This is a genomic window from Flavobacterium franklandianum, assembly GCF_007097365.1.
GTDB classification, from domain to species: Bacteria; Bacteroidota; Bacteroidia; order Flavobacteriales; family Flavobacteriaceae; genus Flavobacterium; species Flavobacterium franklandianum.
On sequence record NZ_VJZR01000009.1, the window covers coordinates 23,583 to 49,509 of the forward strand.

At 35.3% G+C, this 25,927-nt stretch carries 21 protein-coding genes and 4 tRNA genes; 1 reads left to right on the plus strand and 24 read right to left on the minus strand.

The window, feature by feature from the left end; genetic code table 11:
- Positions 1–19: 19 nt before the first annotated feature.
- The 21 genes from FNW17_RS10765 to FNW17_RS10865 form a co-directional block, all read right to left on the minus strand.
- The gene (locus FNW17_RS10765) at positions 20–3,487 is read right to left on the minus strand and encodes a choice-of-anchor D domain-containing protein (RefSeq protein ID WP_144071637.1); all 3,468 of its coding nucleotides are present in this window, start codon (positions 3,485–3,487) and stop codon (positions 20–22) included.
- 292 nt (positions 3,488–3,779) lie between these two features.
- Positions 3,780–4,148, minus strand: a complete 369-nt coding sequence (locus FNW17_RS10770; protein ID WP_143389582.1) for a hypothetical protein — start codon at positions 4,146–4,148, stop codon at positions 3,780–3,782.
- 214 nt (positions 4,149–4,362) lie between these two features.
- The gene (locus FNW17_RS10775) at positions 4,363–4,674 is read right to left on the minus strand and encodes a DUF3467 domain-containing protein (protein ID WP_144071638.1); all 312 of its coding nucleotides are present in this window, start codon (positions 4,672–4,674) and stop codon (positions 4,363–4,365) included.
- A 3-nt stretch (positions 4,675–4,677) separates the two neighbouring features.
- On the minus strand, positions 4,678–8,991 hold the full coding sequence (gene rpoC / locus FNW17_RS10780; protein WP_143389580.1) for a DNA-directed RNA polymerase subunit beta': 4,314 nt from the start codon (positions 8,989–8,991) through the stop codon (positions 4,678–4,680).
- Positions 8,992–9,225: 234 nt separating this feature from the next.
- The gene (gene rpoB / locus FNW17_RS10785) at positions 9,226–13,038 is read right to left on the minus strand and encodes a DNA-directed RNA polymerase subunit beta (protein ID WP_144071639.1); all 3,813 of its coding nucleotides are present in this window, start codon (positions 13,036–13,038) and stop codon (positions 9,226–9,228) included.
- 267 nt (positions 13,039–13,305) lie between these two features.
- A complete protein-coding gene (gene rplL / locus FNW17_RS10790; protein WP_144071640.1) occupies positions 13,306–13,674 on the minus strand; it encodes a 50S ribosomal protein L7/L12 in 369 nt (122 codons plus the stop codon).
- Positions 13,675–13,763: 89 nt separating this feature from the next.
- Entirely contained in the window at positions 13,764–14,261 is a 498-nt protein-coding gene (gene rplJ / locus FNW17_RS10795; RefSeq protein ID WP_143389577.1) for a 50S ribosomal protein L10, read from the minus strand.
- Between the two features lie 22 nt (positions 14,262–14,283).
- Positions 14,284–14,973 (minus strand): 50S ribosomal protein L1, encoded by a 690-nt coding sequence (gene rplA, locus FNW17_RS10800; protein ID WP_144071641.1) that lies wholly within the window; start codon positions 14,971–14,973, stop codon positions 14,284–14,286.
- A gap of 3 nt (positions 14,974–14,976) precedes the next feature.
- Positions 14,977–15,423, minus strand: coding sequence for a 50S ribosomal protein L11 (rplK, locus tag FNW17_RS10805; protein ID WP_143389575.1), 447 nt, complete (start codon positions 15,421–15,423; stop codon positions 14,977–14,979).
- Positions 15,424–15,490: 67 nt separating this feature from the next.
- The gene (gene nusG, locus FNW17_RS10810) at positions 15,491–16,042 is read right to left on the minus strand and encodes a transcription termination/antitermination protein NusG (protein WP_143389574.1); all 552 of its coding nucleotides are present in this window, start codon (positions 16,040–16,042) and stop codon (positions 15,491–15,493) included.
- 10 nt (positions 16,043–16,052) lie between these two features.
- Positions 16,053–16,250, minus strand: coding sequence for a preprotein translocase subunit SecE (secE, locus tag FNW17_RS10815; RefSeq protein ID WP_143389573.1), 198 nt, complete (start codon positions 16,248–16,250; stop codon positions 16,053–16,055).
- A gap of 17 nt (positions 16,251–16,267) precedes the next feature.
- Positions 16,268–16,338 (minus strand) — tRNA-Trp (locus tag FNW17_RS10820).
- A 58-nt stretch (positions 16,339–16,396) separates the two neighbouring features.
- Entirely contained in the window at positions 16,397–17,584 is a 1,188-nt protein-coding gene (tuf, locus tag FNW17_RS10825; RefSeq protein ID WP_143389572.1) for an elongation factor Tu, read from the minus strand.
- Between the two features lie 55 nt (positions 17,585–17,639).
- A tRNA-Thr gene (locus tag FNW17_RS10830) sits at positions 17,640–17,711 on the minus strand.
- A 76-nt stretch (positions 17,712–17,787) separates the two neighbouring features.
- Positions 17,788–17,868, minus strand: a tRNA-Tyr gene (locus FNW17_RS10835).
- A gap of 62 nt (positions 17,869–17,930) precedes the next feature.
- A tRNA-Thr gene (locus tag FNW17_RS10840) sits at positions 17,931–18,004 on the minus strand.
- A gap of 91 nt (positions 18,005–18,095) precedes the next feature.
- On the minus strand, positions 18,096–18,398 hold the full coding sequence (gene hpf / locus FNW17_RS10845) for a ribosome hibernation-promoting factor, HPF/YfiA family (protein ID WP_126563208.1): 303 nt from the start codon (positions 18,396–18,398) through the stop codon (positions 18,096–18,098).
- Positions 18,399–18,433: 35 nt separating this feature from the next.
- Positions 18,434–19,330, minus strand: coding sequence for a tyrosine-type recombinase/integrase (locus tag FNW17_RS10850; protein ID WP_143389571.1), 897 nt, complete (start codon positions 19,328–19,330; stop codon positions 18,434–18,436).
- 69 nt (positions 19,331–19,399) lie between these two features.
- On the minus strand, positions 19,400–19,597 hold the full coding sequence (rpsU, locus tag FNW17_RS10855; RefSeq protein ID WP_143389570.1) for a 30S ribosomal protein S21: 198 nt from the start codon (positions 19,595–19,597) through the stop codon (positions 19,400–19,402).
- 177 nt (positions 19,598–19,774) lie between these two features.
- Positions 19,775–20,917, minus strand: a complete 1,143-nt coding sequence (locus tag FNW17_RS10860) for an acyl-CoA dehydrogenase family protein (protein WP_143389569.1) — start codon at positions 20,915–20,917, stop codon at positions 19,775–19,777.
- A 19-nt stretch (positions 20,918–20,936) separates the two neighbouring features.
- Complete coding sequence (locus tag FNW17_RS10865; RefSeq protein ID WP_143389568.1) at positions 20,937–21,821, minus strand: ComEA family DNA-binding protein; 885 nt, start codon at positions 21,819–21,821, stop codon at positions 20,937–20,939.
- 176 nt (positions 21,822–21,997) lie between these two features.
- Between FNW17_RS10865 and FNW17_RS10870 the strand changes: the two genes are divergently transcribed.
- On the plus strand, positions 21,998–23,644 hold the full coding sequence (locus FNW17_RS10870; protein WP_144071678.1) for an amino acid permease: 1,647 nt from the start codon (positions 21,998–22,000) through the stop codon (positions 23,642–23,644).
- 68 nt (positions 23,645–23,712) lie between these two features.
- On the opposite strand, the gene FNW17_RS10875 is transcribed toward FNW17_RS10870, so the two are convergent.
- The 3 genes from FNW17_RS10875 to FNW17_RS10885 all read right to left on the minus strand — a co-directional run bounded on the left by FNW17_RS10875 (position 23,713) and on the right by FNW17_RS10885 (position 25,824).
- Positions 23,713–23,940, minus strand: coding sequence for a PspC domain-containing protein (locus tag FNW17_RS10875; RefSeq protein ID WP_143389567.1), 228 nt, complete (start codon positions 23,938–23,940; stop codon positions 23,713–23,715).
- Between the two features lie 20 nt (positions 23,941–23,960).
- Positions 23,961–25,235, minus strand: coding sequence for a DUF2851 family protein (locus tag FNW17_RS10880; RefSeq protein WP_144071642.1), 1,275 nt, complete (start codon positions 25,233–25,235; stop codon positions 23,961–23,963).
- A 106-nt stretch (positions 25,236–25,341) separates the two neighbouring features.
- On the minus strand, positions 25,342–25,824 hold the full coding sequence (locus tag FNW17_RS10885) for a 3'-5' exonuclease (RefSeq protein WP_143389565.1): 483 nt from the start codon (positions 25,822–25,824) through the stop codon (positions 25,342–25,344).
- Between the last annotated feature and the right edge of the window lie 103 nt (positions 25,825–25,927).

Genomic DNA, 25,927 nt, shown 5'->3' on the forward strand with positions numbered 1-25,927 from the left:
TTGATGTTTTTTCGGATTTTTAATTCACTACTTTTTTGATAACTACTTGGTTATTCTCGCCAGAAACTTTTACCAAGAGCACTTGGTTGTTTGCTATCAGATTTTCTAATGTTGTAGTAGTTGCTTTCACATTTTTGCGTTCTGCTAATAGTCTTCCTTGCACATCATATACTTGAATGGTATTGATAACCATTTCTCCTGAATTCAGATAAAGAATTCCGTTTTTAGAATACACAGTTACATTATTTTCATTGAAGATAGAATCATCAACTCTCAATGTTTTTTGATATTTCAGAGAAAATCTTGTGTTGTCTATTCCTGATACTGCGGTAAAGCTGTACGAACTTGTTTTCAAATTGGTTTCAGCTCCCGTTTTGCTATCTACTAAATAAATATCTTGATCAGTAGCAAACAATCCATCAACGTGGTCAATAGCAATCGTATAATCACCAGCAACATTTGTTTTGAAATTCAAAGAAACTATATCAGACGTATCGAAAGCAGAACGCCCTTGAATGGTATATTCTTCGTTGTTGATGTTTGATGTTAAAGCTATTGGACTATCATTTATGTATTTCCCATCATAGCTATCTAGTCCTTGAGTGGCACCAACTATGTAACCTAATAAAGATTGGCTAAACACTCCTGTTGTATTAGTCAAGTTTAGCCAAATGCGGTCTTGTGCAATCACTTTCTTAGTTTTGAAAAACTGTGTGCTTGCTGGACTTGTTTCACGCATAGCATTGGTGAAAAATGCAGGAACAGTTATAGCATTTTTAGCCTGAACAAAGAAACCTTGACCTACTTGTATTTTTCCATTTGAAACTTCACTTGCTGTAGATGAGTATGTCAATGTTCCTCCTAGTGGATTAAAAGCAGCATAAGCAGTACCTGAACCATTTTTTTTCCTCCAAAAATACAAGGTACTTTCAATGTTGGCTGTGTTGGCTGTGATAAATGTATTTGCATCAATTACAGATGAATATGGATTTCCGACTGAATTATAGGAACGTGGCGCATCAATATAACTTAAGGTTACAGGAACATCTCCATTATTAGGTACTCCAGTAAATACTCCAGAGTAAGCCAAACTAGCTGTACCAGCATCATATCCAGTTAAAGCATCAGTATTAGGCATACGTATCAAATAACCTGTTCCAGCAGTAAAGTTGGTTACAGTAGGGGTTTCAATTGCACTATACGCACCTTTTATACCTCCGGTATTATAAGTCGTATCAAATGTATAAAAACGACTTGGTGATTGTGATGTCAATGGAGAGAAATCTTCTAAATTCTGATTTGCAACAGGTGATGACCACAAAGTATAATCTAAACGATATAAAGAATTACTGTTTCGTTTTACAGTAATAACGCCTGTATTTGACACATTATTTACTTGAATTAAGTTGGCATTATTTTCGACAACAAGGCTACCATTATTTATTACCTCATTTTGAACAACAATATTTGTTCCTGAATTAATAATCAAGGAACCTCTTGCTTTAACGGTTACTTTTTTGGCTGAAAATGTACCGTTTGTTGTTGTACTGTAACTATCATTTATTACTACTTTTAATGATGCTGTTGGCGTTAGTGCATCATTCCACGCGGCAGTTTCCCATACGGCTGCTAATTCAAAATCTAAACTATTCAAAATAAAAGGAGTATTGTTTTTTGTCCAATTTACTGGGTCATTAACCAATGTTTTGTATGCAGAAAATGATGATTTTTCATCTTTAAGAGCTAAAGATCCGCTATATTCAACATTATCAAAATCGCCAGTTACAATATTACCATTTGTCACATTTAATGCTGTTGGTAAATACGAACTGTTTGAAGTAACCGTTCCCGTTGTTAACCAAGCCAAGTTTGACAAACCATAAATAAAATTTGGACTAACTCCAGATCCTTCATACATAAAAAGATTTTCTCCAGAGGCCGACAAACCGTCCAAAGCACCAGTAACAGATCCAAAATCAGCTGACAAAGAAGCAGTTAATGTATTTATGTAAATTACTGTGCCTACTGGAACAATGTTTCCAGTATTGTTTTTCCAAACCAATGAAGTACCTTCATTCACTAATAATGCTGCACCATCCCAAGCATTATCTGTAAAAATCAATTCAGCATCCACAGGAATTGGTACCCAGTTTACAAACGAAATTCCATCTGGTGTGTCATTAGACAATGCAGTAATACTAATATCTCCAACTCCAAAGTTAAGGGCTACAGCTTTAGCGGTAATCCCAAAAGTATAAGTTGAATCTGTTGGGTCATCGTTATTAAGATTTACTGTATCTGCAAAAGTCCCTGCAACTGCACTGTTGAAAGTTAAAGTAAATGTAGTAGAACCACCAGCCAGGACTGTTGCAGGAAGTGAAATACCCCCGATAGTATATTTGGTTGCACCAACATTCATCAAAATAGTATTAACGGTTAGATTTCCCGTTCCTGTATTTTCTATTGTGTAGGTTTTAACCACATTTGTGTTGTTAGCTGCATTTCCAAAATCGGTATGGTCGGCGGTGCTCGGTGTTGTGTCTCCAACTACAATAGTAGTATTATTCCCTTTTAAAGAAATGTTTGGCGTTGGTGCTTGTGCTATTGCTTTGATGGCAAAATTATAAACACCCTCGTCTGAATCATTACTTAATACTTCAATAACATCATCAAAAGTTGACGCTGTTAAACTATTGAAAGTAACCGAAAAAGTAGTTGAGCTTCCCGTTGGAATTGTAGTTAATACTGGTTGCGTAATTGCAAACACTGTAGTTCCCAATGATTTTTGAACATATGGTGCTGTTAAAACTAAATCGGAAGAACCTGTATTTTCTATAGTATAGGTTTTTGTAACATTTGTGTTTGTAGCCACTGTGCCAAAATCAGTAGCATTAGTTATAGATGCTGGAGTTGCTCCATCTACAATTGAAACAGCATTACCTTTTACGTTAATTTCTGGACCAGATGAATATACAATTCCTGATATTGAAATATCGTCAATTCCAACTCCAATAGAATTTGATGTTCCTCCAACTGTAAATCTTATTTTAACTTGAGTACCACTATAAGCGCTTATATCAAAAGCTGTTTGTGCCGATAAGGTTGAACTAGTTGGCGTTCTTGTTCCTAAACTAGTCCAATTGGTTCCATTATCAATAGAAATCCATACTGTTAAAATGATTTCGGCAGCTGTACTGCCTCCAAATGTTCTTACCTTAAAATTCAAAGTTTCGTTTGTGTAACTATTAAAATCCATTGCTGGGCTAATTGTTGAAGATGTAGCTTGTAATAATTGCACATAAGTAGTCCCCGCAACAACAGCATCAGTCCAATTCGTAAAACCTGAAACATCTGTACGAATAGGAGTAATATTTACTTGCCCCCAACTTACCTGCGTATTCATCAATACTATGGCAAACAATACTAACAATCCATTAATTGTTGTTTTACTTTTTGCCAGAAAAAAACCTAGAATAATTTTGTTCATTGTAGTTTGTATTTATTTAGTATTTATAAAGAATAATGATTCAATTAGTTTTTAAAAAAATGACAACCAAACCTTTAAACATTTTAACAAAACAGATGCTCTAGTGAATTACACAATATATTTAATGTAATACTTTTCGTGTTTTTAAATTCACAATTTAGATTGACAAAAAAAATAAAAATAAAAAACTAGACCTATTTTTTTCCATTATGAAATGATTAAGAAACGGTTGTATATAACAAAAAAAAACTCCCACCAAGGTGGGAGTTTACTATGTGTAATAAAAATATTTTTAAACTATAACACTTTCGTAGTTAACCGCTTTTTTCAAGAAAGCTTTAATCAACAATCGATTGGGTGCAGAACCTGAAGTCATAAATTGTTTTTTAGTATTTGATCCTGATGGTAAAATTTTTGCATTTGGATCTTGTTTTGTACCCATAAACCAAAGCACAAAATTCATATTAGAATTAGTAGAAGCGTCTTCTTGTTTTACAACAATGGTTTCGGCAGTATTAGCAGTAATTGTAGAATTTAAATCAGATTTATATTCAACTGTTGTTTGACCAAAAGTAGTTCCAACTGATACTAAAATAAAGGCAACTGTCATTAAAAGAATGTTGCTATTTTTGTTACCGTATTGTTTAGGAAATTGATTCATTGTTATTTAGTTGCAAAGAGTTTGTTTATATTCTCTTATCTGAGGCCAAAACTAAATCAATACTAAGCTACTAAAAAATATTTTCGATGAATCACAATAATAGTCGTTTAAAGCACAAAATGATGATATTTAAAGTGTTTTAAATCTGGTAATTACAACTGAACCTATTCTTTTCTATAAAACAAAAGGCTCCATTTCTGGAGCCTTTTGTAATTTATGCTTGTCCCGCGGGACCAAAATTAAGTGGAACTGGAGGTTGTTCGGTGTCTTTTATTTCGCCGTGAGCGACTTCAAAACGGTGAATATTTTCTCCAATGGCTTTCAATAACCTTTTGGCGTGTTGCGGTGTCAAGACAATTCTCGATTTCACTTTGGCTTTAGGAATACCAGGCATGATACTTACAAAATCCAATACAAACTCAGATGAAGAATGATTAATGATTGCCAAGTTGGAATAAATTCCTTCGGCCGTTTTTTCATCCAACTCAATATCGAGTTGTCCTTGTTGTGGTATTTGATTGTTCATATCTTAATAAATGTATTCTTCTTTACTTGCCATCATTTCATTGTAATCTTCATTTGAACCTACAATAGTATTATCATATTCTCTCATACCTGTTCCAGCTGGGATTCTATGACCTACAATTACATTTTCTTTCAATCCTTCTAAGTAATCGATTTTACCTGCAACCGCAGCTTCGTTCAATACTTTAGTAGTCTCTTGGAACGATGCAGCAGAAATGAACGATTTCGTTTGAAGTGATGCTCTTGTGATACCTTGTAAAACTGGTGTTGCAGTTGCTGTGATAACATCACGAGCTACAACAAGATTTTTATCTGTACGTTTCAATAGTGAGTTTTCATCTCGCAATTCACGAGGTGAAATAATCTGACCTGGTTTTAAAACACTTGAATCTCCAGCGTCTTCAACTACCTTCATACCGTACAATTTATCATTTTCAACGATAAAATCTTTAGTATGAATCAATTGTTCTTCTAGGAATAAAGTATCTCCTGGATCTTGAACTCTTACTTTACGCATCATTTGACGTATTACTACTTCAAAGTGTTTGTCATTTATTTTTACCCCTTGCAAACGGTACACTTCTTGAATTTCATTAACCAAATACTGTTGAACAGCAGCTGGACCTTTAATTCTCAAAATATCTTCCGGAGTGATAGCACCATCAGACAATGGCACGCCCGCTCTTACAAAGTCATTTTCTTGTACTAAAATTTGGCTAGATAATTTCACCAAGTATTTCTTAACCTCACCAAATTTAGATTCGATTACAATTTCACGGTTACCTCTTTTGATTTTTCCAAAAGAAACCACACCATCAATTTCAGAAACGACTGCTGGGTTAGATGGGTTACGAGCTTCAAGCAACTCAGTAATTCTTGGTAAACCTCCTGTAATATCTCCTGATTTAGAAGAACGACGTGGAATTTTAACCAATACTTTACCTGCTTTAATTTTCTCTCCATTTTCAACCATCAAGTGGGCTCCAACTGGTAAGTTATAAGAACGGATCAATTCACCGTCTTTACCGTAAACTAATAAAGTAGGAATCAATTTCTTAGCTCTACCTTCAGAAATTACTTTTTCTTGGAAACCAGTTTGCTCATCAATTTCAACCATAAATGATTGTCCTTGTTCTAAATCTTCGTAAGCGATTTTACCTGTAAATTCCGAAACAATAACTCCATTATACGGATCCCATTTACAAATAGAAGTTCCTTTAGCTACAGATTCACCATCTTTAACAAAGATGCTTGAACCGTAAGGAATATTGTTTGTACTTAATAGAATGCCTGTTTTTTCGTCAATTAATTTCAATTCGGTAGAACGAGATACTACAATATCAACTGCATTACCATCGTTGTCTTCGCCTTTAACCGTTTTTAAATCTTCGATTTCTAGTTTACCAGCAAATCTTGTAACAATACCTGATTCTTCAGAAATACCACCCGCAACCCCACCAACGTGGAAGGTACGCAATGTAAGCTGAGTCCCAGGTTCTCCAATGGATTGAGCGGCAATTACACCCACTGCTTCTCCTTTTTGGGTCATTTTTCCTGTTGCCAAGTTTCTACCGTAACATTTAGCACAAATCCCTTTTGTAGCTTCGCAAGTTAATGGAGAACGAACCTCTAATTTTTCAATTGGAGAAGCCTCGATTAATTTAACATACGCTTCAGTAATTTGATTTCCTGCTTCTATGATTAGCTCGTTTGTCAAAGGATTGATAACATCTTGCAATGCCACACGTCCTAAGATTCTTTCGCCTAAAGTTTCTACGATTTCTTCGTTCTTTTTCAGTGCTGAAACTTCAACACCTCTTAAAGTACCACAGTCAACCGTATTTACAATTACATCTTGAGAAACGTCATGCAATCTTCTGGTTAAGTAACCCGCATCGGCTGTTTTCAAAGCCGTATCCGCAAGACCTTTACGAGCACCGTGAGTAGAGATAAAGTACTCAAGGATCGAAAGACCTTCTTTAAAGTTGGAAAGAATCGGGTTTTCAATAATTTCACCACCACCAGCAGTAGATTTTTTTGGCTTAGCCATCAAACCACGCATACCAGTTAACTGACGGATTTGTTCTTTGGAACCCCTTGCTCCAGAATCAAGCATCATATACACCGAGTTGAAACCTTGTTGGTCTTCTCTAATGTTTTTCATTGCTGTTTCCGTAAGCTGTGCATTTGTTGAAGTCCACACGTCAATAACTTGGTTGTAACGTTCGTTATTAGTGATAAGACCCATATTATAATTTGCAGAGATACCTTCAACTTGCTCTCTGGCATCTGCAATTAATTTTGGTTTTTCATCTGGGATTCTAATATCTCCCAATGAGAATGACAATCCACCTTTGAAGGCAAATTTATATCCCATATCTTTCATATTATCCAAGAAGGCAGCTGTTGTAGGTACATTGGTCACGCTCAAAACGTGTCCGATAATATCTCTCAAGTTTTTCTTAGTCAAAACATCATTGATATAACCTGCAGCTTCTGGAACTACTTCGTTAAACAAGATACGACCAGCAGTTGTTTGGATAATTTGGTACACTAATTCACCAGCTTCATTAAAATCTTTGGCACGAATTTTCACTCGAGCATTCAATTCTAAACGACCTTCATTTAATGCAATATTTGTTTCTTCTGCAGAATAAAAAGTTAAGCCTTCGCCTAAAATTTTGTGTTCTGGAGTCGATAAACGCTCTTTGGTCATATAATATAGACCCAAAACCATGTCTTGAGAAGGTACTGTAATTGGCGCACCATTGGCTGGATTCAAGATATTGTGAGAAGCCAACATTAACAATTGTGCTTCCAAAATAGCTTCTGGTCCTAACGGCAAGTGAACTGCCATTTGATCCCCATCAAAATCCGCATTAAATGCAGTACAAACTAAAGGGTGCAATTGGATTGCTTTTCCTTCAATTAATTTTGGTTGGAATGCTTGAATACCCAATCTGTGCAAAGTAGGAGCACGATTCAGCATTATTGGGTGTCCTTTGATAACATTTTCAAGGATGTCCCAAACTACTGGTTCTTTTTTGTCTATTATTTTCTTAGCCGATTTCACTGTTTTTACAATTCCTCTTTCTATCAATTTACGGATAACGAAAGGTTTGTACAATTCGGCTGCCATATCTTTAGGGATACCACATTCGAATAATTTCAACTCAGGCCCAACAACAATTACAGAACGAGCAGAATAATCCACACGTTTTCCAAGTAAGTTTTGACGGAAACGACCTTGTTTTCCTTTTAGGGAATCCGAAAGTGATTTCAAAGGACGGTTTGATTCTGTTTTTACAGCAGATGCTTTACGAGTATTATCGAAAAGTGAATCTACTGATTCTTGCAACATACGTTTTTCGTTTCTCAAGATTACTTCTGGAGCTTTAATCTCCATCAATCTTTTCAAACGGTTGTTACGTATAATTACACGACGGTATAGATCATTCAAATCGGAAGTTGCAAAACGACCTCCATCAAGCGGCACAAGAGGACGTAATTCTGGTGGAATAACTGGAACAACTTTCATAATCATCCACTCAGGACGGTTTTCACGGTTCAAGTTAGACTCACGGAATGACTCTACAACTTGCAATCTTTTTAATGCTTCAGTTTTACGTTGTTTAGACGTTTCATTATTAGCAGAGTGACGCAATTGATAAGACAATTCATCAAGGTCAATACGAGCTAATAAATCCATAATACATTCTGCTCCCATTTTGGCAACAAATTTATTAGGATCAAAATCGTCTAAATATTGATTGTCTGCAGGAAGTGTGTCTAAAATATTCAAATACTCTTCTTCAGTCAAGAAATCCAATCTTTGTACTGATTCTCCTTCTGGAGTTTTAGCAATACCCGCTTGGATTACAACATATCTTTCGTAATAGATTATCATGTCTAATTTCTTAGACGGAAGACCTAATATGTAACCAATTTTATTTGGAAGCGAACGGAAATACCAGATATGAGCAATTGGCACAACAAGATTGATGTGTCCTACTCTGTCTCTACGTACTTTTTTCTCGGTAACTTCAACACCACAACGGTCACAAATGATTCCTTTGTAACGAATTCTTTTGTATTTACCACAAGCACATTCGAAATCTTTTACTGGTCCGAAGATTCTTTCGCAGAAAAGTCCGTCACGCTCTGGTTTGTGTGTTCTATAATTGATAGTTTCTGGCTTTAAAACTTCACCTCTTGATTCTTTCAAGATAGATTCAGGAGAAGCTAGTCCTATCGAAATTTTGCTGAATCTTTTTACAGGATTCTTATCTTTATTGTTATTATTTCTAGTATTCATCATAGTTATTACTATTGATTTATTTGCAATTAAAAATTGATTTTGTACAGACTTAGTAATTCTTTGCCTCTACTTCCTCGGATTACTTCTCTAAACTTCAAACAAAATTTTTGAAGTGCTAATTATATAGACTATATAAAAAATCGGAACGGGTTACGGGTCTAAATCCTAAAAACTCTTATAAATGCCAAAGTAGAGACGCGATTAATCGCGTCTCTACTAGTGGACAAAATTTATTTATTCTTCTAAACGAATGTCAAGTCCAAGACCTTTCAATTCATGCATTAATACATTAAATGATTCAGGCAATCCTGGTTCTGGCATAGATTCTCCCTTAACGATTGCTTCGTAAGTTTTGGCTCTACCAATAACGTCATCCGATTTCACGGTCAATATTTCACGTAGTGTGCTTGATGCTCCATAAGCTTCAAGTGCCCAAACCTCCATCTCTCCAAAACGCTGACCTCCAAATTGAGCTTTACCACCCAATGGTTGTTGTGTAATTAATGAGTATGGTCCTATTGAACGTGCGTGCATTTTATCGTCAACCATGTGACCCAGTTTCAACATATAGATTACTCCAACTGTTGCAGCCTGGTGGAAACGTTCTCCGGTTCCTCCATCGTAAAGATAGGTATGTCCAAAACGTGGAATTCCAGCTTCATCAGTCAATTCGTTGATTTGGTCTAGAGATGCACCATCAAAAATTGGAGTAGCAAATTTTCTACCCAAGTTCATTCCAGCCCAACCTAAAACTGTTTCGTAAATTTGACCAATATTCATACGTGAAGGTACTCCAAGTGGGTTCAACACGATGTCTACAGGTGTTCCATCTTCTAAGAAAGGCATATCTTCGTGACGAACGATACGTGCAACAATACCTTTGTTACCGTGACGTCCCGCCATTTTATCCCCAACTTTTAGTTTACGTTTTTTGGCAACATACACTTTAGCCAATTTCAAAATCCCTGATGGCAATTCATCACCAACAGTAATTGTGAATTTCTCTCTACGCAATGCTCCTTGTAAATCGTTCAACTTAATTTTATAGTTATGAATTAAATCATTCACCATAGTATTTGTTGTATCGTCAGCTACCCATTGTCCTTTACTCAAGTGAGCAAAATCTTCGACAGCATAAAGCATTTTTTGAGTGTATTTTTTACCTTTTGGTAATACTTCTTCACCCAAATCATTCATTACACCTTGAGAGGTTTTTCCGTTTACGATTAAGAACAATTTCTCAACCAATTTGTCTTTCAATTCAACAAATTTAGTTTCAAATTCTATTTCCAAAGCAGCCAAAGCGTCTTTGTCCTGAGTACGTTTGCGTTTGTCTTTTACTGCTCTTGCGAACAATTTTTTATCTAAAACCACACCGTGTAAAGATGGAGATGCTTTTAATGATGCATCTTTCACATCCCCTGCTTTATCCCCGAAGATTGCACGAAGCAATTTCTCTTCTGGAGTAGGATCTGATTCTCCTTTTGGAGTAATCTTACCAATTAGAATATCGCCAGGTTTTACTTCGGCACCAATTCTAATCATTCCGTTTTCATCTAAATCTTTAGTAGCTTCTTCAGAAACGTTTGGAATATCATTTGTCAATTCTTCGTTACCTAATTTAGTATCTCTCACTTCTAATGAATAATCATCTACGTGAATAGAAGTAAAAATATCGTCACGAACCACTTTTTCAGAAATTACAATCGCATCCTCAAAGTTATATCCTTTCCAAGGCATAAACGCAACTTTTAGGTTACGCCCTAAAGCTAATTCACCATTTTGGGTTGCATATCCTTCTGACAATACTTGTCCAAGAACCACTCTGTCCCCTTTTCTTACGATAGGTTTTAAGTTGATACTGGTACTTTGATTGGTTTTTCTAAATTTAATCAAATTGTATGTTTTCTCATCTTCTTCAAAACTTACCATTCTTTCTTCCTCGGAACGGTCGTATTTGATTCTAATGATATTGGCATCTACATATTCAACAACTCCAGGACCTTCAGCATTGATCAAAACTCTTGAATCTGAAGCTACTTGACGTTCTAAACCTGTCCCAACAATTGGTGCTTCAGGACGTAACAAGGGTACAGCCTGACGCATCATGTTAGATCCCATCAACGCTCTATTCGCATCATCATGTTCCAAGAAAGGAATTAATGAAGCTGAAATCGAAGCGATTTGGTTAGGTGCAACATCGGCATAATCTACTTTTGTAGGATCAATTACCGGGAAATCACCTTCCTGACGTGCAATTACATTGTCAGCAAGAATTTTACCATTGGCATCCATTTCGATATTTGCCTGAGAAATCATCATTCCTTCTTCTTCCTCTGCACTTAAGTAAACCGGAGTAGAAACTAAGTCTACCACTCCTTTAGTTACTTTACGATATGGCGTTTCGATGAAACCCATTCCGTTTACTTTAGCATAAACACCAAGGGATGAGATCAAACCAATGTTTGGCCCCTCAGGAGTTTCAATTGGACATAAACGTCCGTAGTGCGTATAGTGAACGTCACGCACCTCAAACCCTGCTCTTTCTCTCGAAAGTCCACCTGGTCCAAGTGCAGATAATCTTCTTTTGTGCGTAATCTCAGCCAATGGATTCGTTTGATCCATAAATTGAGACAACTGGTTGGTACCAAAGAAAGAGTTGATAACCGATGATAATGTTTTGGCATTAATCAAATCGATTGGTGTAAACACCTCGTTATCTCTAACGTTCATTCTCTCACGAATGGTTCTAGCCATACGAGCCAAACCAACACCGAATTGTTGAGACAATTGTTCACCAACTGTTCTAACACGACGGTTTGACAAGTGATCGATATCATCAATATCTGCTTTCGCATTGATTAATTCGATCAAATATTTTATGATAGTGATGATGTCCTCTTTGGTCAAGACTTGCTTTTCCATCGGGGTATCTAACCCTAATTTTTTGTTAATTCTATAACGACCCACTTCACCTAAATTGTAACGTTGGTCAGAGAAGAATAATTTATCGATAATACCACGAGCAGTTTCTTCATCAGGCGGTTCTGCGTTACGCAATTGTCTGTAGATGTGCTCAACGGCTTCTTTTTCAGAATTGGTTGGATCTTTTTGTAGCGTGTTGTGGATGATAGAATAATCGACTGCATTATTATCTTCCTTGTGCAACAAAATAGATTTAACGTTAGAATCGATGATTTCTTCCACATTATCTTTGTCGATAATGGTATCTCTGTCAAGGATTATTTCGTTACGTTCGATAGAAACAACTTCGCCGGTATCTTCATCCACGAAATCTTCATGCCAAGTGTTTAACACACGAGCCGCTAATCTTCTACCAATATATTTTTTAAGTCCTGTTTTAGACACTTTAATTTCCTCAGCAAGGTCGAAAATCTCAAGGATATCCTTATCTCTTTCGAAACCGATAGCACGAAGCAAAGTCGTTACAGGTAATTTTTTCTTTCTGTCGATATAAGCGTACATAACACTGTTGATATCGGTTGAAAATTCTATCCAAGAACCTTTAAAAGGAATTACACGGGCAGAATATAATTTTGTTCCATTTGCATGGAATGATTGTCCAAAGAAAACCCCTGGAGAACGGTGCAATTGAGAAACAACAACACGCTCGGCGCCATTGATTACAAAAGTACCAGAAGGAGTCATATAAGGAATTGTACCAAGATATACATCTTGAACAATAGTTTCAAAATCTTCGTGCTCTGGGTCTGTACAATATAGTTTTAACCTAGCTTTTAAAGGCACACTGTACGTAAGCCCTCTTTCAATACATTCTTGAATTGTGTAACGTGGTGGATCTACAAAATAATCGAGGAACTCCAATACAAAGTTATTTCTTGTATCTGTAATTGGAAAGTTTTCCATGAAGGTATTGTATAAACCTTCGTCGCCTCTTTCGTCAGATTTTGTTTCCAATTGGAAGAAATCTTTAAACGATTTTACCTGAACATCTAGAAAATCTGGATATTGAGGTATGTTTTTTGTAGAGGCAAAATTCAATCTTTCAGTCTGATTTGTTATCATCTATGGACAAAATTTTGATTAAAAAAAAGTAATTTTTTGTGTAAAACACAGTTTAACCAATACTTTCTTTTTTAATCAATACCTCTTTAAAAATAATGCTAGAGCAAGCTCTTTAGTTTTATTTTCTTTCATCGTATTGACTTAAAAACACTTTTGTATTTTAAACTATTTTATAATAAAATGGGGGAAATTTTTATTATACGAAAAATGGTTTAGGTCTTTGGATGCGTACCCAAGACCTAAACCTATTCTCTAAAGAGGGTTGAATTATTTTAATTCAACTACAGCTCCAGCTTCTTCTAAAGATTTTTTAAGACCTTCAGCCTCATCTTTAGAAACACCTTCTTTAACGTTACTTGGAGCGCTATCTACTACATCTTTAGCTTCTTTAAGACCTAAACCTGTAAGTTCTTTTACCATTTTCACAACAGCTAATTTAGAAGGACCTGCTTCTTTTAATACTACTGTAAATTCAGTTTGAACTTCTTCAGCTACTGCATCACCACCACCAGAAACAACTACTGCTGCAGCTGCTGGTTCGATACCATACTCGTCTTTTAATATTGTTGCTAATTCGTTAACTTCTTTTACTGTTAGGCTAACTAATTGTTCTGCGAATTGTTTCAAATCTGCCATTTTTTCTATCGTTTTAAAATGATTTGTAAAATATTATTGTTTATTGTGCGCGTTTTAATGCACTTAATTCAAACTAAATACTAGTTTAATTAAGCAACCTCTTCGACATTAGCGAATTGGTTTTGAAGAGCAGAAATAACTCTTTGGGCTGGTGATTGAAGTAATCCAATAATTTCGCCAACAAGTTCTTCTTTCGATTTGATAGTTGCCAAAGCATCTAGTTGATCGTCTCCAATGTAAACTTCTGCATTGATGTAAGCCCCTTTTAAAATTGGCTTAGCATTCTTTTTGCGGAAATCTTTGATAATTTTTCCAGGTGCGTTAGCAACATCAGAAATAAAGATGGCGCTGTTACCTGTCAATACAGATGGTAAATCACCATAATCATTAGCCGAAGCTTCCATTGCTTTTGCAAGCAAAGTATTTTTAACTACCTCTAATTTTATACCTGCTTTAAAGCAAGCTCTTCTCAAGTTTGAAGTTGTTTCTGCGTTTAATCCAGAAATATCAGATACATAAATAATATTTGTACCAGCTAACTGTGCAGTTAAATCTTCAATCGCGATTGATTTTTCTTCTCTAGTCATACTAAAAATTTTTAACTACCAATTATACTGCTTTAGGATCCAAAGCAATTGCTGGACTCATCGTGCTAGTTAGGTAAATACTTTTGATGTAAGTTCCTTTAGCCGCAGTTGGTTTAAGTTTGATTAATGTTTGAATAATTTCGTGAGCGTTATCTACAATTTTATCAGCATCGAAAGAAATTCTTCCAATTCCTGCATGTATGATACCGGTTTTGTCAACTTTAAAGTCAATTTTACCAGCTTTAACTTCAGCAACTGCTTTTGCAATGTCCATAGTTACAGTACCAGTCTTAGGGTTTGGCATTAAACCTCTAGGTCCTAAAATACGACCTAATGGACCTAATTTACCCATAACACTTGGCATTGTGATGATTACATCAACATCTGTCCAACCATCTTTAATTTTTTGTAAATATTCGTCAAGACCTACATAGTCTGCTCCTGCCTCTTTAGCTTCCGCTTCTTTGTCTGGAGTAACCAATGCTAATACTTTTACGTCTTTACCAGTTCCGTGAGGCAATGTTACTACACCTCTAACCATTTGATTCGCTTTTCTTGGATCTACACCCAAACGCACTGCGATATCAACCGACTCATCAAATTTTGCAGAAGCAACTACTTTTAACAATGCCGCAGCATCTTTTAAAGAGTATAATTTGTTCTTTTCAATTTTTGATGAAGCCTCTTTTTGCTTTTTTGTCAATTTTGCCATGTCTTACGCTTGTTTTAGAGGAGAATCTCCTGTTACAGTTATACCCATAGATCTAGCTGTTCCTGCGATCATGCTCATAGCAGACTCGATTGTGAATGCATTTAAATCAACCATCTTGTCTTCCGCAATTGCTTTAATAACATCCCAAGTAACGCTAGCTACTTTCTTACGATTTGGTTCTCCTGAACCAGATTTAAGCTTTGCCGCGTCCATTAATTGAACAGCAGCAGGTGGTGTTTTTACAACAAAATCGAAAGATTTGTCTTTATACACTGTAATTTGCACTGGGCAAACTTTACCTGGTTTATCTTGGGTTCTAGCATTAAATTGCTTACAGAATTCCATGATATTAACACCAGCAGCACCTAAAGCAGGTCCAACCGGTGGCGACGGGTTCGCAGCACCTCCCTTAACTTGTAGTTTAACTACTTTACTAATCTCTTTAGCCATTTTTTTTAAAAATTTAACACATTAACAATGGAAGCGATAATGTGGTTTATTATAGATGTAACAAAAATTATACTTTTTCAACTTGCAAAAACCCTAATTCTAATGGCGTTTTTCTTCCGAAAATTTTAACCATCACTTCAAGTTTACGCTTTTCTTCATTAATTTTCTCAACAGTTCCATTGAAACCGTTGAAAGGACCATCAATAACCTTTATTGTCTCACCTAAATTGAATGGGATAGATCGAGTATCGGTATTTACAGCCAATTCATCTACCTTACCTAACATTCTATTTACTTCAGAAAGTCTTAAAGGAACTGGCTCTCCACCTTTTATTTCACCTAAAAAACCAATTACACTTGTTATAGACTTAATAATGTGAGGAATTTCTCCTATTAGGTTTGCTTCTATCATTACATAACCGGGAAAGTAAACTTTGTCCTTGATTATTTTTTTTCCCTCTTTTACAGTAACTATTTTTTCAGTAGGAACTAGAACTTGCGAAACATAATCACCCATTCCTAATCTTGCGATTTCAGTTTCGATGTACGCTTTTACTTTATTCTCTTGTCCACTTACTGCACGAACAACGTACCATTTTTTCAAATTATTATCTGCCATAACAAAAAAATTACGCTTTTATCCAGGTGAAAAATTTCTCTAATACATTTGCAAACATTTCATCTACTCCCCAAGTTGCCAAAGCAAATAATACGGAGAAAAGAGCAACAACAATCGTTAGACGTTGTACTTCTGCCCAAACTGGCCAAGTCACATTTGATCTTAATTCTTCAAATGCTTCTGATATATAATTAACAACTTTTGTCATTATGATTTATTTTTTTGCACGGGCGGAGGGATTCGAACCCCCATCAACGGTTTTGGAGACCGCTATTCTACCCTTGAACTACGCCCGTTCGTTAAAAACCAGTAACGCCCGAAGACGTTACTGGCTTTATAAATTATTTATTAGGATTATGCTACTATCTCAGTTACCTGTCCAGCACCAACCGTTCTACCACCTTCACGGATAGCAAAACGAAGTCCAACATTCATTGCAATAGGGCTTAATAAAGCTACATTGATTGTTAAGTTGTCTCCTGGCATAACCATCTCTACTCCTTCTGGCAAAGTGATAACTCCTGTTACGTCAGTTGTACGTACGTAGAACTGTGGACGGTAGTTATTATGGAATGGTGTGTGACGACCACCTTCTTCTTTTTTCAAGATATAAACCTCTGCTTTGAAAGTAGCGTGTGGTTTTACAGATCCTGGTTTAATGATAACCATTCCTCTTTTGATATCAGCTTTATCAACACCTCTTAACAATAAACCTACGTTATCTCCAGCCTCACCTCTATCAAGGATTTTACGGAACATTTCAACTCCTGTAATAGTAGAAGTCAATTTTTCAGCTCCCATACCAATGATTTCAACAGGATCTCCTGTATTAGCAATACCTGTTTCGATACGACCTGTAGCAACAGTTCCACGACCTGTAATTGTAAATACATCTTCAACTGGCATCAAGAATGGTTTTGCAGTATCACGAATTGGCTCTTCAATCCAAGAATCACAAGCAGCCATCAATTCAATAATTTTTGGTACCCAAGCTGGATCGTTGTTCAATCCACCAAGTGCAGAACCTTGAATAACTGGACAGTTGTCTCCGTCATATTCGTAGAAAGACAATAAGTCTCTAATTTCCATTTCTACAAGCTCTAACAATTCCTCGTCATCAACCATATCCACTTTGTTCATGAATACAACCATTCTAGGAATACCTACTTGGCGACCTAATAGAATGTGCTCACGTGTTTGTGGCATTGGTCCGTCTGTAGCTGCTACAACAAGAATAGCACCATCCATTTGAGCAGCACCTGTAACCATGTTTTTTACGTAATCCGCGTGACCAGGACAGTCAACGTGTGCGTAGTGACGGTTTGCAGTTTCATACTCAACGTGAGATGTATTAATTGTAATACCTCTTTCTTTTTCTTCTGGAGCATTATCAATTTGATCAAATGATTTTGCTTGACAGTAACCAGCATCAGATAACACTTTAGTTATTGCTGCAGTTAAAGTTGTTTTTCCGTGATCCACGTGCCCAATTGTTCCAATGTTTAAGTGGGGCTTGTTACGGTTAAAGGTTTCTTTTGCCATTTTACTTAATTTTTAATCTTAGTTATTATTAGTGTTCAATTTTATACTTTTTTTGAGCCAACTACGGGAATTGAACCCGTGACCTCTTCCTTACCAAGGAAGCACTCTACCTCTGAGCTAAGTCGGCAGAGAAATTTTGTTTAACATTGTTTAAAAGTTTAAAGTTGTTTCCTTAAACTATGTAAACCTTAAACTTCATTTTGTGGGGAGAGCAGGATTCGAACCTGCGAAGTTCACACAGCAGATTTACAGTCTGCCCTCGTTGGCCGCTTGAGTATCTCCCCATTTTTTTTTAAATTTCAATAATTTAAAGAACAAATTCCAAATCGCATTTGGAATAAAAAAGAGCCGGCGGAGGGACTCGAACCCACGACCTGCTGATTACAAATCAGCTGCTCTAGCCAACTGAGCTACGCTGGCAAATACAATAAAAAAAGTCCGCTATTTCTAACGGACTGCAAATGTATATCTTTTTGTTTTTTAATCAAAACAATTTTATGAAAAATTTAGATTAATTATGTGTATTGATTTTTTCTTTTCTTTTTACCAACAATCGTTCTATAGATTCTGCCGCAAGCTCTATTGCTTCTTCAAAAGTTTTGCATTGTTTTTTTACTAAAAAATCGTCTCCCGGGACAATTATTTTCATCTCTACGATTTTATTTTCCTTGTCACTCGTCTTTTCAACTTTCAAATAAACGTCAGAAGATACTACTTTGTCGTAATATTTTTCCAATTTAACCATTCTTTCTTGAACAAAATCTACTAGTTTTCTGTCAACTGTAAAGTTAACTGCGTGAACATCTACCTTCATAATCATTTTTTTTAGTTGGTTAAACATTTTTCGAATTATTTTAGATTTCTTGGATGGGCATCTTCATAGACTTTTTTGAGTTCTGACAAACTGCTATGTGTATATATTTGTGTCGATGCCAAACTTGAATGTCCTAATAATTCTTTTACTGAATTTAAATCGGCTCCATTGTTCAAAAGATGAGTCGCAAATGTGTGTCTTAATATATGGGGACTTTTCTTTACTTTCTCGGAGACAGTACTAAAGTATGTATTTATTAATCGATACACAAAGGATTCACTTAATTTTAATCCTTTTTTTGTTAAAAAGAAAAAGTCACTATCCATAACTTTCTCTAAACCTGCTCTTTCTGAAAAATATAAATTTAATTGTTGCGAAATAATTAGCAACAACGGAAGAATTCTTTCCTTATTTCTTTTACCTAGAACTTTTATGGTGTGATTTGACGTATTGACGTTTACCGTTTTCAAATGAATTAATTCTGCACGTCGAATTCCCGTAGTATAAAACAAGTCTATTATAAGTTTATCTCTAATTTCTTCGAACCCTACTGGATTTTGTATTTGATCCAAAACGGCTGTAAGTTCATTTTCCGAAAACGGAATTTGAAGTGTTTTAGGAGTTTTTAAAGCTTTGTGTTTCAGCATCGGGCTAAGTTCAATTTGCTTGGTCTTTAATAGAAATTTATAATACGCTTTTAAAGATTGCATTTTTCTATTTACCGAAACATTCGATATAGCATCATCTACAAGCGAAACTATCCAAGTTCTGATCTGATTGTAGTTGGCGCGATCTATATTTTCTTGATCGAATTGATTTTTATTGAACAACTCGAAGAAATTGATGTCATTCAAATACGCATTTACGGTATGTGGAGAATATTTTTTCTCCAATTGAAGATAATCTTTAAATGCGTCCTTATTATTAATCATAAAAAAACCGTTAGCATCAAAGGTATTAAACTTTAATGACTAACGGTATTTTATTGTAACAGAAAATAATTAAATATTCTCGATGTTATCTCTCATATTCTGGATATAAGCAGCTTTTTGAATCTTGATTCTATTGATAACTGATGGTTTTATAAAAGCAGTACGCGCTCTTAGTTGACGAACAGTTCCAGTTTTGTCAAATTTTCTTTTATAGCGCTTTAATGCTCTATCGATATTTTCTCCGTCTTTAATTGGTATAATTAACATAATTTTATCACCCCCTTTCGTTAAGGTTGCAAAAGTAATCAAAGTTTTGAATTATGAGTTATGAATTATGAATTATTTTTTCAGATTAAAGACAATAGACAAATAGATGACAGACTAAAAAAAAAGCCAAATTACAATTACTTTGTTCTTGGCTCTATAATCTTATTCAATTTTATTTTATTCTTTCAAAATATTCCTCGAAATCACCAACTTCTGTATCTCAGTCGTTCCCTCACCAATGGTACATAATTTCGAATCTCTGAAGAATTTCTCTACTGGATAATCTTTTGTATAACCGTAACCGCCGTGAACTTGAATGGCGTCAGTTGAAACTTTTACACAAACTTCTGAAGAATACATTTTGCTCATTGCTCCGAGCGTAGTCATATTGCGGTTATTGTTTTTCAAGTAAGCCGCTTTGTGCAACAACAATTCTGAAGCTTCAATTTCGGTGGCCATATCGGCTAGTTTAAAAGCTATTGCTTGAAATTCGCTTATCGCTTTTCCAAACTGATGTCTTTCTTTCGAATATTTTAAGGAAGCTTCATAAGCACCTTTCGCAATCCCTAATGACAATGCTCCAATAGAAATTCTTCCACCGTCCAAAATTTTCATCGATTGAATGAATCCCTGTCCTACATCACCTAATCTATTGGCGTCTGCAACTCGGCAATTATCAAAGAATAATTCAGCTGTTTCGCTAGCGCGCATTCCTAATTTATTGGCTTTTTTTCCTGAGGTAAATCCTGGCATTCCTTTTTCGAAAACAAATGCAGTCATACCTCTAGAATCGCCTTTTTCGCCAGTGCGTACTATAACTACAGCAATATCTCCTGAAATTCCGTGTGTGATAAAATTTTTGGATCCATTTACAATCCAATCATCTCCATCTTTTACAGCAGTTGTATTCATTCCTCCTGCATCGGAACCAGTGTTATGTTCGGTCAATCCCCAAGCACCAATGTGCTCGCCAGTGGCTAGCTTTGGAATCCACTTTTTCTTTTGTTCTTCGTTACCAAAAGTCAAAATATGATTCGTACATAACGAATTATGCGCCGCAACAGATAATCCTATCGACGGATCTACTTTTGAAATCTCTTCGACCACTGCAATATATTCGTGATATCCTAAACCTGAACCACCCAATTCTTCTGGAACTAAAACGCCCATAAAACCCATTTTTCCCATTTTTTTGAATAATGAAACTGGGAATTTTTGAGATTCATCCCACTCCATAATATGTGGTCTAATATATTTTTCGGCAAAATCTCTTGCGGATTCGGCTATCATTACTTGTGTTTCGCTGTAATCAAAGTTCATTGTAAAAGAGGTAAGAATTTTAAAAGTTCAAATATAAGGCTATAATTTTTGCCTTTTCAATAGACAAACCTTTAATTTTTGTTAAATCTTCACTATTTTTTATATCGCCATTCATACTCCGAAAAGTTACTATATTTTTAGAAATTGGATATTTAAAATAAGGAAATAGCGAAAGCTCTTTTATTGAAGCATTGTTAATGTCAATTTTTTTGACTGTTGGCGAAGCCGAAATCTTGAAATGAGAATTCAAATTTTCGATAACCTCTGGCGACAATCCCCAAACGTCATTCATTTGTTCCATCGAAACAAAACCGCCAAGATTTTCTTTGAATTTTAAAATCCGAATCGAAATGGCCTCTCCTATTCCATAAATTTTAATTAAATCTTCTTGAGTAGCTTGGTTGATGTCGATGACTACAATCTTCTCTTTTTTGGCGAAAGCCGTATTGTCATATTTTTTATACTCTTTGAATTCTTTTTTGTTATTGACCCAATCCGGAAATTTGAAATAGGGCGAAATGGCATTCAACAAGGAATCCGAAACTTTGGTCACCGTTTGAAATTCTTTGGGCGAATTCACATATTTATTTTGTTTTCTAAAAGCAAACAATCTGTCGATTTCAGCAACAGACATTCCGAGTTTGTATCCTTTATAATCTGTAATGAAATTGGGGTTGAACGGATAAATCTTTGGAACATAATTCAATTTTTCCTGTTTCAAGGAATCGATTTGTGATTGCAAGGAAAGCCACTTTTCTTTTTGGGGAGTAGCTTTAGAAAAAGAATTGAAATCTACAAAATAATAAAGCAATTGAAAGATAATAATGATGGCAAACAACAACAAAATACCTGTGCGCTGCTCTCTAGAAAACTTAAAAAAGGAATTCATTGTTTTTAAAATCATTAAAAGGATGTTTTATAAAGCCTAAAAATATGAAATAATTTATAATACATCACTTTATAGATAAGATAATGACAAAAATTTAAAAAGAGTGACTTTAAAAAAAATACAGTTCTCTATATCTCCAAAACATTAAAAAAACAATATATTTGAAAACTATTAACAATAAATGTGAAAATATGTCTATTTGGAAAAGAAAACCATTAGAACAGCTTTTGTCCGAGGCTGATGATTCTGAAAAAGGATTAAAGAAAACTCTAACCGCGCCTGGATTAGTTGCTCTTGGAATTGGCGCCATTATTGGCGCCGGATTATTTTCAATAACAGGTTTAGCAGCATCTGCAAATGCGGGTCCAGCCATAACTATTTCTTTTTTGGTAGCAGCTTTTGGCTGTGTTTTTGCAGGTTTATGTTATGCCGAATTCTCTTCGATGATTCCAGTTGCCGGAAGTGCTTATACTTATTCATTTGCCACTATGGGTGAATTTATAGCTTGGATAATTGGTTGGGATTTAGTTTTAGAATATGCCGTTGGAGCTGCAACGGTTTCTATTAGTTGGTCTCGATATTTCGGCAAATTTTTAGGAGGCTATGGCATTCATATAGATGATGCCTATATGCTTTCGCCCTTTGAAGGAGGTATTATAAATATTCCTGCCGTATTAATAGTTATGGTCGTATCATTCCTATTGATTCGCGGAACCCAAGAATCATCATTTGTTAATGCAATAATAGTTTTACTAAAAGTTACTGTAGTTCTAGTATTTATTGCTGTGGGATGGCAATATATTAGACCTGAAAACTACACCCCCTATATTCCAGAAAATACAGGGAAATTTGGAGAATTTGGTTTTTCAGGAATAATCAGAGCTGCAGCAATAGTATTCTTTGCCTACATAGGATTTGATGCTGTGTCAACCGCAGCCCAAGAAGCTAAAAACCCTAAACGAGATATGCCAATCGGAATATTATTATCCTTGGCAATTTGTACTATTCTTTACATTCTTTTTGCTCACGTAATGACAGGAGTGGTAAATTATCAGGCATTTGCAGGAAAAGACGGGATTGCCCCAGTTGCGATTGCGGTAGAAGCTATGGGAACTGCAGGGCCTGACGGAATGATAACTCCAGCCTATCCTTGGCTTAACAATGCGATTTTATTAGCAATTTTAGGAGGATATTCTTCTGTTATTTTAGTGATGCTTATGGGTCAAAGTAGAGTGTTTTTCTCGATGAGTAAAGATGGTTTGATGCCAAAAATATTCTCAGAAGTACATCCAAAATTTAGGACTCCGGCTAAAAATAATTTATTGTTTATGGTAATTGTGAGTCTGTTTGCAGCATTTGTTCCCGCTAGAGTTGTTGGAGAAATGACCAGTATTGGAACACTATTCGCCTTTATTTTAGTTTGCATAGGCGTTTTGATTATGCGTAAAAAAATGCCTGATGCACCAAGAGCATTTAGAACGCCTTTAGTTCCATTTGTACCCATTGCTGGAGTTGCAGTATGCCTATTTATGATGGTGTTTTTACCATTAGACACATGGATTAGACTTATCGTTTGGATGATGATTGGGTTCGATTTATACCTATTTTACGGGATGAAACACAGTAAATTAAACCAAGGTCATTTTAGTCTAAAAAACTACAAAACAGTTGCTAGCTCTGGCTTAGGAATGGTTTTAGCATTAATTATTATTGCTTTTATTCATCATAGCGACATTGAAGTTGACGATCATTTCTTATTCTATTTTTCTCTAATTTTTGCAGCAATTCATGCATTAATTTATTCTTATAGTTTTAAAAAGGTGAGAAAATCCAATTGAGAAAATAGTAAAGGGATTATAAAGTTTTTCATAACTTTATAATCCCTTTTTTTGTTTTCAAACTCTTGTTACAAATCAAAAACTGAAGTGCGCTTACCTCGAATTAAATCTTTCAACCGAATCCAGAAAGCCAGCGTTAAATAAACACCAAACCACAAACCTGCCGTAACAAAGGTAATATAGATAAAAAATAATCTCACATCCGATACCCGCATTCCCAATCTATCAGCAAGGCGCGAAGAAACATGAAAACCACGTTTTTCGAAAAAATATTTGAGTTGTATGACTGCTCGCATTTTTTGGATTTTGGGTAAAATTAAGAAATTTTCTTTAATAACTCCATTCCAATAGCACAATCTAAACAACGACTTTTGTTGCAATATTCATTTTTAAGCTGCAGTAAAGACTGAGTTTCAAAAGCACTTTTCGATTTAATTCCAAAAGAACTAAACTTGTCTATAATTGCATTTTTCTCTGGAGCCACTTCGTTTATCAATTGAATTAGATCTTCGGAAATTTCTTTGCCTTGACTTTTTGCATACGCGAATTGGAGCGGAATTATGGTATTTATAGTTACTAAATCGATGAATGATTTGGAAAGTTTCTTCTTCTTTTTTGGGCTTTCTTTGTCAAACTGATAATGGTTTTCCCAATAATTTGATGTCGAAATTTCGAAAATTTTATAAATACTTTTCACTGAATTGGTAGCACTGATTCCTGAAAACAAATTTTGTTGACTGTGGTATAAATTCGCCAATTGCGACAATCGAATGGTAGGAAAATTATCTGGTCGATGTTTGAAAAACTGAACAGGTTCTACTAATCTCCTCTCCATTTGGTATTTATGCAACAAATAAAAATACCTGAATTTTAAATCCTTGAAATAATTATCCTCTTTTTCGGCATCTAATAAACCCGCATTTCCCAAGAATAAAGCTTCGAGATTTTCGACCTCAAAACTTTCTTTTCTTAGAATTGAAAACGGAATGGATTGAACAATTTTCAAAAAGATTTCACCATTGGTATTCAACCCAAAATTCTTGGCCAAAAGGCAAAACAAGACCGCCTCCCAATCGTTATTTGTCAGTTTTAATAAGTCGTAAATGGGTTTTGACTTTCTTTCTAAACGTTCGAAAAACAAACGTTCTTGCCAATTTTTAAAAACAAATTCATCAATTTCTTTGATTTGCTTTTCACAAAAAATCCATGACTTTGGCGACATCAGCGATTGATAATTGGCTATTGTTACCGAATCAACATGGTTTTTCAGTTCCAAAACCGGAATTTCGGAATTGTTGCTTCTGAAAATTTCAGTGTCGTGTTCCCAAACCACATGCAAAATGACGTTTTCATAGGCTTCGTCTCTTTCGTGATGATGCACATACCAATCGGAAGATTTAAGATGAATTTCCACATTTCCAGCCCATTTTTGATTGCCAATAACAATCTGAGCATTGAAAAAATCAGGTCCGGCAAGTTCTAAATAGTGTCCAACATTGATTATGGCAATTTCTTCTCCATTGAAAGTTTTTAAATTCAAAGTGTCGAATTTCTTGAATTTCCAAAGGTAATGGAGAAAATTTTCTTTCATTTTTAGACTTTTATATTGATGACTAAAGTAGTAAAAAAAGAAATATGTTCAGGACAAGCGCATTTAAATAATTTTCAAGTATTATCACAAACAAAAAATTGTTCAACTAACGCATCAAATACAATTTGGCGCAAGCCCGAGCATCAGATAAAGCTTCGTGATGGTTGAGTTCAATCCGCATTTCACGACAACAATCGCTTAATTTTGTTGGCTTTAAACCTTTCGCTTTGTAAATTTTTACTGTACATTCCCATCGAGAACCAATATTCAACGATTCATAATCTAAACCGTAAAGCGCCATCGATTTGGCCAAAACATTTCGGTCAAAACTTTCGTTGTGTGCTACAATTATTCGGTTTTGTAATCGCTTTTGGATTTCAGGAAACACTTGCGCAAATGATTTTGCATTCACTGTATCTCGTGGATAAATTCCGTGAACTGCTATCGTAAATGAATTGTATTCGTTTCTTGGCGGCTTGATTAAGGTAACATATTCGTCAACAATAACGCCGTTTTCAACCGTAACAATCCCAACAGAACAAGGGTGGAAGGCTGTAGCGGTTTCAAAATCTATTGCGGTGAAGGTCATTTGATAAGTTAGAGGTTAAAGGTTAAAGGTTAAAGGTTAGAGGTTAGAAATTGATTTTTGCCATTGATATTGATATTGATATTGCCATTGATATTGTTATTAC

What these genes read in the sequence shown, in the direction of transcription:
- FNW17_RS10765 (WP_144071637.1), bottom strand. Translation starts at nt 3,487, where the DNA reads ATGAACAAAATTATTCTAGGTTTTTTTCTGGCAAAAAGTAAAACAACA.
- rplL (WP_144071640.1), bottom strand. Translation starts at nt 13,674, where the DNA reads ATGGCAGATTTGAAACAATTCGCAGAACAATTAGTTAGCCTAACAGTA.
- FNW17_RS10870 (WP_144071678.1), top strand. Translation starts at nt 21,998, where the DNA reads ATGTCTATTTGGAAAAGAAAACCATTAGAACAGCTTTTGTCCGAGGCT.
- FNW17_RS10775 (WP_144071638.1), bottom strand. Translation starts at nt 4,674, where the DNA reads ATGAACAATCAAATACCACAACAAGGACAACTCGATATTGAGTTGGAT.
- hpf (WP_126563208.1), bottom strand. Translation starts at nt 18,398, where the DNA reads ATGAAGGTAGATGTTCACGCAGTTAACTTTACAGTTGACAGAAAACTA.
- rplA (WP_144071641.1), bottom strand. Translation starts at nt 14,973, where the DNA reads ATGGCAAAATTGACAAAAAAGCAAAAAGAGGCTTCATCAAAAATTGAA.
- FNW17_RS10880 (WP_144071642.1), bottom strand. Translation starts at nt 25,235, where the DNA reads ATGAAAGAAAATTTTCTCCATTACCTTTGGAAATTCAAGAAATTCGAC.
- rpoC (WP_143389580.1), bottom strand. Translation starts at nt 8,991, where the DNA reads ATGATGAATACTAGAAATAATAACAATAAAGATAAGAATCCTGTAAAA.
- FNW17_RS10770 (WP_143389582.1), bottom strand. Translation starts at nt 4,148, where the DNA reads ATGAATCAATTTCCTAAACAATACGGTAACAAAAATAGCAACATTCTT.
- rplJ (WP_143389577.1), bottom strand. Translation starts at nt 14,261, where the DNA reads ATGACTAGAGAAGAAAAATCAATCGCGATTGAAGATTTAACTGCACAG.
- rpsU (WP_143389570.1), bottom strand. Translation starts at nt 19,597, where the DNA reads ATGTTAATTATACCAATTAAAGACGGAGAAAATATCGATAGAGCATTA.
- FNW17_RS10875 (WP_143389567.1), bottom strand. Translation starts at nt 23,940, where the DNA reads ATGCGAGCAGTCATACAACTCAAATATTTTTTCGAAAAACGTGGTTTT.
- rpoB (WP_144071639.1), bottom strand. Translation starts at nt 13,038, where the DNA reads ATGATAACAAATCAGACTGAAAGATTGAATTTTGCCTCTACAAAAAAC.
- tuf (WP_143389572.1), bottom strand. Translation starts at nt 17,584, where the DNA reads ATGGCAAAAGAAACCTTTAACCGTAACAAGCCCCACTTAAACATTGGA.
- rplK (WP_143389575.1), bottom strand. Translation starts at nt 15,423, where the DNA reads ATGGCTAAAGAGATTAGTAAAGTAGTTAAACTACAAGTTAAGGGAGGT.
- FNW17_RS10860 (WP_143389569.1), bottom strand. Translation starts at nt 20,917, where the DNA reads ATGAACTTTGATTACAGCGAAACACAAGTAATGATAGCCGAATCCGCA.
- FNW17_RS10850 (WP_143389571.1), bottom strand. Translation starts at nt 19,330, where the DNA reads ATGATTAATAATAAGGACGCATTTAAAGATTATCTTCAATTGGAGAAA.
- secE (WP_143389573.1), bottom strand. Translation starts at nt 16,250, where the DNA reads ATGACAAAAGTTGTTAATTATATATCAGAAGCATTTGAAGAATTAAGA.
- FNW17_RS10865 (WP_143389568.1), bottom strand. Translation starts at nt 21,821, where the DNA reads ATGATTTTAAAAACAATGAATTCCTTTTTTAAGTTTTCTAGAGAGCAG.
- FNW17_RS10885 (WP_143389565.1), bottom strand. Translation starts at nt 25,824, where the DNA reads ATGACCTTCACCGCAATAGATTTTGAAACCGCTACAGCCTTCCACCCT.
- nusG (WP_143389574.1), bottom strand. Translation starts at nt 16,042, where the DNA reads ATGGCAGATAATAATTTGAAAAAATGGTACGTTGTTCGTGCAGTAAGT.